Annotated in this window: 10 protein-coding genes; 5 read left to right on the top strand and 5 right to left on the bottom strand. The window is 75.5% G+C overall.

What is annotated here, in order from left to right:
* Positions 1-41 precede the first annotated feature (41 nt).
* Complete coding sequence (locus OG455_RS10780; RefSeq protein WP_266292510.1) at positions 42-1,022, top strand: helix-turn-helix domain-containing protein; 981 nt, start codon at positions 42-44, stop codon at positions 1,020-1,022.
* A 72-nt stretch (positions 1,023-1,094) separates the two neighbouring features.
* Here OG455_RS10780 and OG455_RS10775 read toward each other — a convergent pair whose 3' ends face one another.
* The 3 genes from OG455_RS10775 to OG455_RS10765 all read right to left on the bottom strand — a co-directional run bounded on the left by OG455_RS10775 (position 1,095) and on the right by OG455_RS10765 (position 5,264).
* Entirely contained in the window at positions 1,095-1,457 is a 363-nt protein-coding gene (locus OG455_RS10775) for a DUF952 domain-containing protein (protein WP_266292508.1), read from the bottom strand.
* Between the two features lie 64 nt (positions 1,458-1,521).
* The gene (locus OG455_RS10770; RefSeq protein ID WP_266292506.1) at positions 1,522-3,108 is read right to left on the bottom strand and encodes a mucoidy inhibitor MuiA family protein; all 1,587 of its coding nucleotides are present in this window, start codon (positions 3,106-3,108) and stop codon (positions 1,522-1,524) included.
* A 5-nt stretch (positions 3,109-3,113) separates the two neighbouring features.
* Positions 3,114-5,264 (bottom strand): DUF4139 domain-containing protein, encoded by a 2,151-nt coding sequence (locus tag OG455_RS10765; RefSeq protein ID WP_266292504.1) that lies wholly within the window; start codon positions 5,262-5,264, stop codon positions 3,114-3,116.
* A 218-nt stretch (positions 5,265-5,482) separates the two neighbouring features.
* Between OG455_RS10765 and OG455_RS10760 the strand changes: the two genes are divergently transcribed.
* From OG455_RS10760 to der, 3 genes are all read left to right on the top strand, one after another.
* Positions 5,483-6,568: a prephenate dehydrogenase gene (locus tag OG455_RS10760; RefSeq protein ID WP_266292502.1), complete on the top strand. Its 1,086-nt coding sequence runs from the start codon at positions 5,483-5,485 to the stop codon at positions 6,566-6,568.
* A gap of 191 nt (positions 6,569-6,759) precedes the next feature.
* The gene (gene cmk / locus OG455_RS10755) at positions 6,760-7,476 is read left to right on the top strand and encodes a (d)CMP kinase (RefSeq protein ID WP_266292500.1); all 717 of its coding nucleotides are present in this window, start codon (positions 6,760-6,762) and stop codon (positions 7,474-7,476) included.
* Positions 7,477-7,609: 133 nt separating this feature from the next.
* A complete protein-coding gene (gene der, locus OG455_RS10750; RefSeq protein WP_266292498.1) occupies positions 7,610-9,055 on the top strand; it encodes a ribosome biogenesis GTPase Der in 1,446 nt (481 codons plus the stop codon).
* 182 nt (positions 9,056-9,237) lie between these two features.
* On the opposite strand, the gene OG455_RS10745 is transcribed toward der, so the two are convergent.
* Positions 9,238-9,780 (bottom strand): hypothetical protein, encoded by a 543-nt coding sequence (locus tag OG455_RS10745; protein ID WP_266301093.1) that lies wholly within the window; start codon positions 9,778-9,780, stop codon positions 9,238-9,240.
* 227 nt (positions 9,781-10,007) lie between these two features.
* Entirely contained in the window at positions 10,008-11,093 is a 1,086-nt protein-coding gene (locus OG455_RS10740; protein ID WP_323185460.1) for a hypothetical protein, read from the bottom strand.
* A gap of 611 nt (positions 11,094-11,704) precedes the next feature.
* Between OG455_RS10740 and OG455_RS42055 the strand changes: the two genes are divergently transcribed.
* Positions 11,705-12,508: a transglycosylase family protein gene (locus OG455_RS42055; RefSeq protein ID WP_323185459.1), complete on the top strand. Its 804-nt coding sequence runs from the start codon at positions 11,705-11,707 to the stop codon at positions 12,506-12,508.
* The last annotated feature ends 82 nt before the right edge of the window (positions 12,509-12,590 follow it).

Below are 12,590 nucleotides of genomic sequence, written 5' to 3'. Positions count from 1 at the left end.
CACCACTTGGCGTGAAACCGCCACACGGGGGAGGAGGCGTCATGCCCGACGCTTTCAGCGCGCTCGGACTCTCCGACGCCGACGGACAGGTCTACGCCGCCCTGGTAGCCGCCCCGCAGTCCACCGCTGCCGAGCTGGCCGAGCGCTGCGGCCTGAGCGTCCAGCAGAGCGGCAAGTCGCTCAGTCGGCTGGCCCAGCAGGGCATGGCGACCCGGGCGCCGGTCGAGCGCGACCGCTACCTGGCCGTCGCGCCGGACGTCGCCATCGGTACCTTGATCGGCCACCGCGAGGCCGAGCTGCGCAGTGCGCGGGCGGAGATGCACCGGCTGATGGACGCCTTCCGCGAGGCGTCCCGGTTCACCGACCCGGCCCACTCGGTCGAGGTGCTGACCGGCGGCGAGGCGATCAACCAGCGGATCGAGCACCTGCAGGAGAGCAGCCTGCAGCAGGTGCGCACCTTCGACTGTCCGCCCTACGTGCGGGATCCGGCCGCCAACCTCACCCAGCAGCGGCGGCGCCTCAGGGAAGGGGTGCGCTTCCGCGGGATCTACGACCGGGAGGCGGTGGCCTGGCCCGGGCGGCTGGAGGGCGAGATCCTGGTCGGCGTCGAGGACGGGGAGGAGGCCCGGGTGCGGACCACCCTCCCGATGAAGATGATCATGTCGGACGACCGGATGGCGATCATCCCGATCAGCGTGGGCGACAGCGTGCTGGACGCGGCCTACGTGATCCACCCGTCCGCCCTGCTGCAGGCGCTGGACGGGCTCTTCGAGGCCGAGTGGGACCGGGCGGTGCCGCTGCAGGCCGCGATCGGCGCCGAGCCCGAGCTCCACGAGCCGGAGGCCGACCAGCGCAAGCTGCTCGGGCTGCTCGCCGCCGGCCTGACCGACGAGTCGATCGCCCGCTCGCTGGGCTGGAGCGCCCGCACCACCCAGCGGCGGCTCCAGTCGCTGATGCGCGAGCTGGGCGCCAGCACCCGGTTCCAGGCGGGCATGGCCGCCCGCGAGCGCGGCTGGCTGTAGGGGGGCCGCGCGGGGCCCTCGACGGGCGCGCGGGGCGGTTCGGCCCAGCTCCGCCGGCTCAGTTCCGTCGGCTCAGCTCCAGGGCACCAGCCGGTCCCAGCGGCCGTCGCCGCCGCGCTCCAGCTTCTCCAGGCCCTTCACCGCGTTGCGGTTGAGCCGCCCGTAGATGTGCGGGAAGAGCACCTCGGGCGCCACCCCCGGCGGGCGCTCGCCGCTGGGCGCCTCCCAGCGGACCATCGGCTCCACCTCGTCCTGGTCGATCAGCAGGGCCATCAACGGGCCCGGCGTCCTGGCGAAGAACAGGTTCGCGACGGCCAGGGTGGTCTGCTCGTCGGGGGAGCAGTGGATGAAACCGTCCGTCAGCAGCGAGGCGGCGCTGTACGGACGGCCTGGATCGCGGAGCCAGTCGTCCAGCGGAGCGAGGTGCAGGATCATAGCTCTGTTGTACCCGACGCCCGGGGCGTGCCCTAGGACACGCCCCGCACGGACCGGGCGGGACCTAGACGGTCAGCCCCGCCACCTTGGCCGAGGCCGTCACCTCGTAGACCAGGGTGACGGTCCGTCGGCTGCTCGGCGGCAGCGAGAGGTTCCAGCGGACCACGCCCTCGGCGTCCAGCTCGGCCGGGGCCGGGTCGCAGGCCTCCTTGCGCAGCCGGACCTCGACCGCGGAGACCTCGGAGACCGGGATCCGCTCGCGCAGGGTGAGCGCCTGCTCGTCCCGCGCGCCGGGGGCGGAGAGCCGGGAGAGGTGCACCCGGACGGTGCGGGTCAGGACGGTGCGCTGGCCCAGACCGGGCAGGCCCGAACTGCCGCGGGACTCCTCGACCTCGCGGACCAGCCGGATGTCGTCCGTGCCGGGGAAGGCCAGCTCGGCCGGCGCGCCGGCGGCGGTGAAGCGCAGCTCGCCCCGGCCCACGAAGCCGCTGCCGCGGATCAGCTCGACCGGGCCGGCCAGCAGCGGGTGGGCGGCCTGGTTGCGGAACGTCACCACCTCGCTGACCAGCGGCGAGAGCTCCGGTGCCGCGACCCGCTCGGCGCCGGCCGGCGTGCTGAAGCCGGCCAGCGGGACGCGGTGGGCCCGGCCGTCGCCCGGCACGTCGGCCGGGGCGGGCGCCGTGAGCACCCGGACCTCGCCGCCGTCGTCCACGCCCGGCAGCTCCCCGGTGCGGGCGCTCGGCGCGCTGTCGGGGCCCAGCGTGCTGATCTCCTCCTCGCGCAGCTCCACCTCGACCTTGCGCTTCTCCTCGGTGGCCAGCTCGCGCAGCGACAGCCGGTCCTCGCGCAGCAGTGGCGGCTCGCCGCCCAGCGCGGAGCGGGCGGTCGAGAGGGTCAGCCGCACGCCGGACCAGTCCTCGCCGGTGGCCTGCCAGAGCACCGCGTCCGACTCCAGGCGCAGCGCGCCGTCGGCCAGCACCGCCCGGTAGGCGGGGCGCCAGAGCGCGCAGGGCGTCAGGTGGCGGACCGTCAGCGCGGCGGGGCCGTCCTGCTCGGCCAGCACGGTGAGTTCGAGGTGCGCGGTCAGCTCGCGGGGCGCGCTCTCGGCCTCCTCCAGGGCCTGCTGGGCGGCGTACTGCTCGCGGCCCAGCTCGGCCAGCTCCGCGTGCTGCGCCCGCAGCAGCTCGGCCTGGGCGTCCTGCTCGGCCGCCACCCGCTCCAGCTCGCGCGACCAGCGCGGCGGCTCGGCCTCGCCCAGGCCGGCACCCTCGCCGATCTCGCGCAGCAGGTCGGCGGCGAGCTGGTCGAGCACCGCCAGGCGGACGGTCAGCCGCTCCGATCGCCGGGCGCCCTGGCGCAGCGCCGCCTCCAGCTCGTGCAGGCGGTGCCGCAGCGGTGAGTCGGCGGCGCCGGGCGGCCCGAGGGGGCGCGGGGTCCAGTCGCGGGTGAGGCGGGCGGCGAGCACCTGGGCGGTGCCGCGCTCGGCGGCCAGCTCGGTGCGCAGGGTGTGGTCGACCGCGAGTGGGCTGACCGGGCCCAGCAGCAGCCGCTGGGTGCCGGCGGTCAGGGTGAGGGCGGTGCTGCGCTCGACGTGGGCGCGGTCCTCCAGGCAGGTGACGGCGGTGACGGGCAGGGGGGTGGTGGTCGCCATGCTGCTCAGCTCCTTCGGTTGCCGCCGGTCAGGGCCTTGCCGGCCGGGATGCGGATCTCGTAGCCGCCGGTCAGGCTCTGCCGGCCGTTCGGTGCCAGCTCGACGCGCCAGAGGCGGGTGCCCCGCGGGTGGATCTCGCTCGGGGCCTCGGGCACCGACCAGGCCGGGGTGCCGGGCTGGTCCTCGACCTTGATCTCGCGGTCGCCGCTCACCGGGATCCGCTCGCGGACCTCCACCGTGACCGGGTGGGCCAGCCGGTTGGCCAGCTCCAGGTGGATCCGCTCGGTCACCACGGTGGTGGAGCCGCGCAGCCCCGCGGTGGACTCCTGGGTCTCCGTCCTGCGGGTGACCCGCACGCTCTCCGCCACGCCCAGGCCGATCCGGCGGGTGGCGCCGGGGGCGAGCACCGGCAGCGCGGTGGTGAGCAGGAACTCGTCGTCCACCGTCACCTCCAGCGGGCCGGCCAGCAGCGCCCGGGCCGAGTCGTTGCCGAGCAGCAGGGTCGCGTAGACGGAGCTGTCGACGCCGGGCACGCAGACGTACTCCGGACGCAGGCCGACCGGCAGCTCACCCAGCTCCACCGTGTGCCAGGCGCCGTCGGAGGGCAGGTCGACCCGGGCCTCGGCGTCGAAGCGCTGGTCGAAGGAGCCGGCCGAGCTGCGGGGCGGCACGGCGTACGGCGGCGGGGCCGCGCCGGGCGGGATGCCGGGCGGCACCGGGGCGGGGGCGGGCGCCTCGGGATGCAGGCGGCCGCGCCACTCGGCCGGGGAGTCGGGGCCGGCCAGCGTGAGGCGGGCGTAGTCGAGCAGGTCGGCGGCGGGGTGCGGCGGCTGCGGGGCGGCCGCGGGCGGCGGCGGCGCTGCGGCCGCCCGCAGCTGGTCGGCCATCGGCCGGGGGGCCGACATGGCGGGTGGTGGCGGCCCACCGGCGGGCGGCGGGCCGCCCAGGGGGACCGGGGGCGCGCCGGCGCCGGGGCCCGCGCCCTCCGCGGCCGCGCCGAAGGCGGCGGTGCCTGCGCGGCGGTGCCGCGGGGCCATCGCGGGGGCCGGGGCCGCCGAGGTGTAGGGAAGCGCGCCGAGTGCGGCCTGCGGGGCCGGGGGCGCCTGCTGGGCGAGGGCCATGGGCGTGGCGGCCACGGCGACCGGGGCGACCGGCGGCGCGGGGTGGCCGGCACCGTCGTAGCCGGCGAACAGCTCGCCGAGACCGCGCGGCGGCTCGCGCCAGCCGGACGGCACGGGGGCGGGCTGGCGGCGGCCGATCCGGATCGAGCGCAGCTCGGGCAGCTCCGCCGGGCGGTGCAGGTCGGCGGTGGAGAGGGTGAGTCGCACACCCGTCCAGTCCTCGCCGGTGCGCTGGGCGACGGCGGCGCGCAGCGCCAGCGTGCCGGTCCCGGCGCCCTGGCGGTGGTCCAGCCGGTAGCTCGGCACCCAGCGGGCACCGGGCACCCGGTACTCCAGCTCGACGGTGACCGGCTCGGCGGGCGGCGGCTGCTCCGGGTCGTCCGGGGTCAGCGTGACCAGGGCGAGCAGGCCGGTCCCGACCGGTCCGCTCGGCGCGGCGGTGGACTCGCGGGCCAGCCTGCTCCCGATCAGCTCGCGCTCGCGCACGGCCGCCCGCAGCCGCTCGTCCACCTCCTCCGCCTGGGCGTGCAGGGCGGCGAGCCGCTCGTCCAGGAACACGGCGAGGGTGAGCAGCGCGTCGGCGGGCACCCGGTGGTGCTCGTCGCCCGCCCGCCGCTCGGGCGGGACCGGGCGCAGCTCGGCGCTCCGGGCGATCCGGACAGCCAGCTGCTGCTGGCACAGCCGCAGGGCGGCCTCGGCCTGCTCGGCCTCGGTGAGCAGGCGGCGCAGCTCGGGCAGCTCCCGTGGCGCGGTCAGCCGCGCCTCGGCGTGCGGGCGGATCTCGGTGACCCGCCAGCCGGCCGGGCCGTCGGGCAGGGTGGCGCGCAGCGAGCTCTGGTCCAGGGTTGGCGGCAGGCCGGCCAGCCGCAGCCGCACCGGGCCCGGCGCCGCGGTGCTGGGCAGCACGCCGCGGGCCAGCCGCCGGCAGACCGCGCCCTCGGCGTGCACCGCCACCGACTCCAGGGCGGTCGGCCAGTGCGGTGCGGGTGGTGCCACCGCGGGTGGTGAGGTGCTGTCCGCCGGTCGATCGGTCATGGTGATCCCTTTCGCGCGCCGCTTGCCGGTGGCCCAGTCTGCCCGGCACCCCGGACACTGTCGCGGGTTTTCCCCGGCCCGGCGGGGCAGCGCTCCGGCGGGTGCGGGAGGATATTGGGGGCGGCCGCGGCGGCCGCGGCGGACGCACCGGCCGCACCCCGCACCAGTCGTACCAGCACGACCCCCGTGTCCCCGGAACGCAGGAGAGCAGCAGCCCCATGCGCACTGTCGCCGTCGTCGGCACCGGTCTGATCGGCACCTCCGCCGCGCTCGCGCTGACCGGGCGGGGGATAGCGGTGCACCTCTTCGACGCCGACCCCGACGCCGCCCGCACCGCGGCCTCGCTGGGCGCCGGGACCACCGAGGAGCCCTCGGGGCCGGTGGACCTGGCGATCGTCGCCGTCCCGCCCGCGCTGGTCGGCAAGGTGCTGGCCGACTGCCAGCGCCGTGACCTGGCTCGCAGCTACACCGACGTGGCCAGCGTCAAGTCCGGGCCGCGGACCGAGATCGCCGCGCTGGGCTGCGACACCGCCCACTACATCGGCGGCCACCCGATGGCGGGCCGCGAGCAGTCCGGGCCGCTGGCCGCCCGGGCCGACCTCTTCGAGGGCAGGCCCTGGGTGCTCACGCCGACCGCCGACACCGAGACCGAGACGCTCAACGCGGCGCTGGAACTGGTCGCGCTCTGCGGCGCCATGCCGGTGGTGATGGACGCGCCCGCGCACGACCGCGCGGTGGCACTGGTCTCGCACACCCCGCAGCTGCTCTCCTCGCTGGTGGCCGCCCGGCTGGAGCACGCCGACGACACCGCGGTGCGGCTGGCCGGGCAGGGCGTGCGCGACGTCACCCGGATCGCGGCCTCCGACCCGCGGATGTGGCTGGACATCCTCTCCGCCAACGCCGGGGTGGTCGCCGACATCCTGGAGGAGCTGGCCGCCGACCTGGGCACCACGGTCACCGCGCTGCGCGCGCTGGAGAACGGGGACGAGGCCGGGCGGCGCGCGGCCACCGACGACATCGAGGCCGTGATGCGCCGCGGCAACCACGGCCACGCCCGGATCCCCGGCAAGCACGGCGCCCCGCCCACCCGCTACGCGACCGTGGTGGTGGCGATCGGCGACCAGCCCGGCGAGCTGGGCCGGCTGTTCCGCGAGGCGGCCAGGGCCGGGGTCAACATCGAGGACGTGGCGATCGACCACTCGGCGGGCCGGCGGGTGGGCCTGGTCCAGCTCCAGGTGGACCCGGAGGCGGTGCAGCGGCTGGAGGGGGCGCTCGGCGAGCGCGGCTGGGACGTGCGGGACTGAGCGGCCGAGGCCGGGCGGCCGGGCCTTGCCGGCCGGGACGGGGTGGCTGGGGCCGAGCGGCCGGGACGGGGTGGCTGGGGCCGAGCGGCCGGGACGGCTGGGAGGGGCCGGGCCCTGAGCGGTCGGGGCGATGGTGGCGGTCGTCTAACCTTGAGGTGTCTCCCCGGCTGTACGAGTAGAGAGGTTCCCCTGTGGACACTGCCGACCGAGCGCACACCCCGGTCGTCGTCGCCATCGACGGACCCTCCGGCTCCGGCAAGTCGAGCGTCTCCCGCGCGGTGGCGGCCAGGCTCGGCCTCAGCTTCCTCGACACCGGCGCCATGTACCGGGCGATGACCTGGTGGATGTTGGCGAACGAGGTGGACGTGACGGACGCCGAGGCCGTCGCCATCGCCTGCGCCAAGCCCGTGATCGTCTCCGGCACCGACGCCGACGGCCCGACCATCACGGTCGACGGCCAGGACGTCTCCGGCCCGATCCGCGGCCCCGAGGTGACCGCCCAGGTCAGCGCCGTCGCCGCCGTCCCGCAGGTGCGGACCAGGCTGGTCGAGCTGCAGCGCGGCTGCGCGGAGCTGGCGCCGCGCGGGATCGTCGCCGAGGGGCGGGACATGGGCACCGTGGTCTTCCCCGGGGCCACCGCTAAGGTCTTCCTGACCGCCTCCGAGGCTGCCCGGGCCGAGCGGCGGGCGGCCGAGCTGCGCGCCAAGGGCGTGGACGAGGCGACCATCGCCGCGATGGCGGCCGACCTGGGCCGCCGCGACGCCGCCGACTCCTCGCGCGCCACGGCGCCGCTGACCCAGGCCGCGGACGCGGTCCTGGTGGACACCAGCGAGCTGACGCTCCAGCAGGTGATCGACACCATCGCCGAGTTGGTGGAGCAGCGGGCCGGGCGCCTGACCGCGGCCTGACCGCGGCCTGGCCGCGGTCTGACCCCTGCGGGGGTCTCACGATTTGTGTTTTTTCGCGCTGCCCGGACGTCCGCGTCCGGGCAGGTACGCACGGCGCTCCGTTCCGGGGCACCGGGAAATGGAACAGACGAAGATGAGCAACGAACACCTCGCCGCCCACGGCGAGCTGGACGACTCCGAGTACGCCGAGCTGATGGCGCTGGCCGAGAGCGAGGGCTTCGAGGACGGCGAACTGGACCTCGAAGCCGGCGAGCACGTGCCGCTGCCGGTGCTCGCCGTGGTGGGCCGGCCGAACGTCGGCAAGTCGACCCTGGTCAACCGGATCATCGGCCGCCGCGAGGCGGTCGTCGAGGACAAGCCCGGCGTGACCCGGGACCGGGTGAGCTACGAGGCCACCTGGAACGGCCGCCGGTTCAAGGTGGTCGACACCGGCGGCTGGGAGATCGACGTCCTCGGCATCGACGCCATGGTCGCCGCGCAGGCCGAGCTGGGCATCGAGACCGCCGACGCGGTGCTCTTCGTGGTGGACGCCACGGTCGGCGCCACCGACACCGACGAGGCGCTGATCAAGCTGATCCGCCGGGCCGGCAAGCCGACGGTGCTCTGCGCCAACAAGGTCGACGGCCCCTCGACCGAGGCCGAGGCCGCCTACCTCTGGTCGCTCGGCCTGGGTGAGCCCTACCCCGTCTCCGCGCTGCACGGCCGCGGCTCCGGCGACCTGCTGGACGCCGTGATGTCCGCGCTGCCCGAGGCCCCGCCGCAGACCTTCGGCCTGGCGGTCGGCGGCCCGCGCCGGGTGGCGATCATCGGCCGCCCGAACGTCGGCAAGTCCAGCCTGCTCAACAAGGTGGCCGGCGAGGAGCGGGTGGTCGTCAACGAGTTGGCCGGCACCACCCGCGACCCGGTCGACGAGCTGATCGAACTGGGCGGCAAGACCTGGAAGTTCATCGACACCGCCGGTATCCGCCGCCGGGTCCACCTGACCTCCGGCGCCGACTTCTACGCCTCGCTGCGCACCTCCGCCGCGCTGGACAAGGCCGAGGTCGCGGTCATCCTGATCGACTCGAGCGAGCCGCTCGCGGAGCAGGACACCCGGATCATCTCGATGGCCGTCGAGGCCGGGCGCGCCGTCGTCGTCGCGTACAACAAGTGGGACCAGATGGACGAGGAGCGCCGCTACTACCTGGAGCGCGAGATCGAGCAGGATCTCGTCCAGGTGCAGTGGGCGCCCCGGGTCAACGTCTCGGCGCTGACCGGTCGGCACATGGAGAAGCTGGTCCCGGCGATCGAGACCGCGCTGGCCGGCTGGGAGACCCGGATCTCGACCGCCAAGCTGAACGCCTTCCTCGGCGCGCTGGTGGCCTCCCACCCGCACCCGGTCCGCGGTGGCAAGCAGCCGCGCATCCTCTTCGGCACCCAGGCCGGCACCCGGCCGCCGCGGTTCGTGCTCTTCGCCTCCGGCTTCCTGGAGGCGGGCTACCGGCGCTTCGTGGAGCGGCGCCTGCGGGAGGAGTTCGGGTTCGTCGGGACGCCGATCTCGATCTCGGTGCGGGTGCGGGAGAAGCGCAAGCGCAAGTAGTCCGCGGGGAGCGGCCGTCGGCGCGCGAGCGCGGCGGAGCGCTGCAGCAGGTGAAGTGAAGCAGAGCAGTGAAGCAGAGCGGTCCGGTGGCTGGGAGCCACCGGACCGCTCTGCTTTTCGGGGGTGCGGGGCGCGGGCGCCGGCGCGCGGGGGAGTGCGCGGGGCCGCGGGCGCCGGGCGGGTCAGCCGCGGCCCGGGGGCAGCGAGAGCAGGTTGCCGCGGTGGCGGCCCGGGGCGGCGGCCGGCACCCCGGGGGCAGGAGCCGCCGGTGCCGGGAGGGTGACCGGGGCGAGGTAGCCGGCGGCCACCCACCCCTGCCCGTTGGTCGGCTGCTGCTGCGGTTGCTGCTGGTGGTATCCGGCGGACTGGAACGGGTGCTGTGCCGCCTGACCATGGGCCGCATGCGCCTGTGCCTGTGCCTGCGCCGCCTGACCTTGGGCTGCCTGTTGCTGAGCGGGCACGAACTGCGGCACCCCCGGCAGCTGCCCCGGGTAGGTGAGGAAGGACTGGTGCTGGGGGAGCGCGCCGTACGGCTCGCGGTAGTCGCCGCCCGAGCCCCCGTACGGCCGCTCGCGCACGGCGAAGCCGGTGAACCGCAGGTCCTCCTCGCCCGCCCGGTCGCCGGGCAGGGCACGGAAGAGCCTGCGGTACTCCGAGTACAGCTCGTCGTAGATCGGCGTGGGGGTGGGGGCGACCGGATGCTCCCCGTCGTACGACGGCCTCATCGCCGGGATCCCTCGGGTTGCGGTGGTCTGGCGGAAGGCTGAGGTCACGTCGTAGCTGTACACGTAGGGCCCAACGAGCCAGGCCCGCAGGGGATGCGGGTCGCCGGTGGCGGGGGCGGCGCGGGGGGCGGGCCGGCCAGGCGGCGGTGGGCGCACGGGTGGGGCCGCGCGCCCACCGCCTCGGGAGGGTCGCCGGGGTGGGCGGGTTGCCGGGGTGGGCGGGTCGCTCAGGTGCCGGCCAGCGGGAGGGCGGCGGCGACCAGCAGCCCCTGGGCGGCCGCGCGGTCCAGGGCGTTGCGCAGCAGGTCCTCACGCGGCTGGCGGCCGATCGAGCCGGCCGGCGCGGCGTACATGATCACCTCGGAGCGCCGGGCCGCCGCCAGCCGCCACGCGTCGGTCACCGCGAGCGGCGAGTGCGCCTGCCACCAGGCGCTGTTGCCGACCGCCGAGGGCTGCAGGATCGAGTGCAGCTTCCCCATCGCGACCAGCACCGACCAGCCCGCCAGCCGGGCCGGCGGCTTGTCCACGTCGCCGATCAGGGAGAAGCCGTGGGCGCCGAGCAGGGAGAGGAACTCGTCCGTCCCCGTCACCTGGCCGGGTCGGCCGACCGGGCCGGTCGGCTCGACCACGATGGCCGCGTGCCCGGTGTCCCCGCACAGCACCAGGCCGCAGGTGACCCCGAGTACGGCCGGCTCGCCGGGGGCCGGCACCCGCGTGCCCGGTTCGGCCGGTCGCGGGGCCGGGGCGGGTGAGACGGCCGCAGGGGTGGGTGCGGGTGCGGTGGCGGGTGCGGGTGCGAGGCCCGCCGGGGCGCCGGCGCCGGCCAGGGCCGGGGCGAGCGGGAGGCCGAGGGCGTCCAGTCGCTGGTCCGGCGGGCCAGGGTGGCCGGGCTGCCCCGGGTGCGCGGCGAATCCCGGGTAGCCGGCCTGCTCCTGATGCCCGAGCGGCTCCGGGTGGCCGGGCAGGCCTGCCTGGCCCGGGTAGCCCGGGTAGCCGCCGTCGGCGGGCCCGGCCTGGGTGGGGAACCCGCTGCCCTGGGCCTGGCTGATGCTGCGGACCGCGTCGAGCAGTTGCTCCTCGGAGACCGTGACGACCTGGGAGGGGATGCAGCGTGAGTGGGCGAAGGCCAGCACCGCCGTCTCGTCCCCGACGAAGAGCACGGTGCTGGTCGGCTCCCGCAGTGAGTCGCCCGGGGTGCGGCAGGAGGTGCAGTCGTACGTCTCGGGGGCGTGAGCGCCACCGAGCAGACGGTCGGCCTCGTCGTCGCCGATCTCGGCGCGGACCTCGTCGCTGACATCGAGCATGCGCGGCAACAGGACTCCTCGGGTTTGTCGGCTGGACGCCGTTCTCCTTGGCCGGACGGCGCGATGGCCCCGGCTCGGCACGGGCGGGCCCGGCCGCCATTACCAACGGGCTCCTGTGGTCGGAGTCACGGGTTGGAGTGCGGAGTGTCGCTTTTTTCCTTCAAGCCGGTAGCGGATGGTGCCGAACTGATCACAATCTGTCGACAGTGTGCGCAGGCTCACAGGCGGCGATGTGTGACCGGCGTCACGAGGACAAGAGGTTTGAGTCGTGCAAAACCATCCAAAATGGACATTCGATCTTCCGGGTAGCTGATCGTTACCGCAGGTAACATCTCGCTGACCTGGGGGGATCCTGAACGGATCATGAATCGGTTGATTCCGGACAGCGCCGCCCCCTAGCTTCATCCCCGGTGCAACGAGCACCACCCGGGTTCACCCCAGCGCACCCGACCGGGTGTCCGCCGCCCGACGACTCGATCCAGTCGGCGGCGTGTGGGAGTGGCCGGGGCGGCGCGGTACGTCGGACACGTACTCGGCCGCCCAAGGACGCGACGCGCGAATTCCGGCCCCGTAACGGGCTTGGTTCCGCATGTCCGCCCGGGGCAGTCGAGAGGGATTCCATGACTTTCCGTAACGAGAACGCCGCTGCCACCACCACCGCCACCAAGCGCAACCGCGTGCGGCTGGCTGTCCTGGGCGCGGCCGCTGTGGCGGTCGTCCCGGTGGCGGGCCTCGTCACGGCCTCCACGGCCTCCGCCGCCTCGACCTCGACCTGGGACGCCGTCGCCCAGTGCGAGAGCACCGGCAACTGGAGCATCAACAGCGGCAACGGCTTCTACGGCGGCCTGCAGTTCACCTCCTCCACCTGGGCCGCGTTCGGTGGCACCCAGTACGCGCCGCAGGCCAACATGGCCACCGAGGCGCAGCAGATCGCCGTCGCCGAGAAGGTGCTGGCCTCCCAGGGCCCCGGCGCCTGGCCCGTCTGCTCGGTCAAGGCCGGCCTGACCGCCGGTGGCGCTCCCGCCGCCGTCGACACCTCGGCCCCCGCCCCGGTCGCCAAGGCTCCGGCTGCTCAGACCCCGGCTGCTCAGACCCCGGCTCCGAAGGCCGCCGCGCAGCAGCAGGCCCCGGCCCCGAAGGCTCCGGCGCAGCAGCAGGCCCCGGCCCAGGCCCCCACCCAGGCGCCGACCCCGGCCCAGAAGTCGAAGCCGACCCAGGCCCCGGCGCCCAAGTCGAACAGCGGCAAGCCGGCCACCAAGGGCACCAAGCCCGCCGCCGGCAGCTACACCGTCCAGAGCGGTGACACGCTGAGCGACATCGCCGCCGCGCACGGCACCGACTGGCAGACGCTCTACCAGAAGAACGCCCAGGTCATCGGCGCTGACGCCGACCTGATCCTGCCCGGCCAGGTGCTCTCCTTCTGACACGTCGTCCGGTGAGCCGTTTGACGGACCGTTCGGCGCACCGCTTGACACACCGTTCGGCGATCTGCTTGACGTGATGCTC

Source organism: Kitasatospora sp. NBC_01287 (assembly GCF_026340565.1).
Classification (GTDB): Bacteria; Actinomycetota; Actinomycetes; order Streptomycetales; family Streptomycetaceae; genus Kitasatospora.
Note: the sequence above shows the minus strand (reverse complement) of the source record. Positions and strands in the feature narration are given on the sequence as shown.

Coding starts and splice junctions, on each gene's coding strand:
- OG455_RS10765 (WP_266292504.1), bottom strand. CDS start 5,264: ATGACCGATCGACCGGCGGACAGCACCTCACCACCCGCGGTGGCACCA.
- OG455_RS10780 (WP_266292510.1), top strand. CDS start 42: ATGCCCGACGCTTTCAGCGCGCTCGGACTCTCCGACGCCGACGGACAG.
- der (WP_266292498.1), top strand. CDS start 7,610: ATGAGCAACGAACACCTCGCCGCCCACGGCGAGCTGGACGACTCCGAG.
- OG455_RS10760 (WP_266292502.1), top strand. CDS start 5,483: ATGCGCACTGTCGCCGTCGTCGGCACCGGTCTGATCGGCACCTCCGCC.
- OG455_RS10770 (WP_266292506.1), bottom strand. CDS start 3,108: ATGGCGACCACCACCCCCCTGCCCGTCACCGCCGTCACCTGCCTGGAG.
- OG455_RS42055 (WP_323185459.1), top strand. CDS start 11,705: ATGACTTTCCGTAACGAGAACGCCGCTGCCACCACCACCGCCACCAAG.
- OG455_RS10745 (WP_266301093.1), bottom strand. CDS start 9,780: ATGAGGCCGTCGTACGACGGGGAGCATCCGGTCGCCCCCACCCCCACG.
- OG455_RS10775 (WP_266292508.1), bottom strand. CDS start 1,457: ATGATCCTGCACCTCGCTCCGCTGGACGACTGGCTCCGCGATCCAGGC.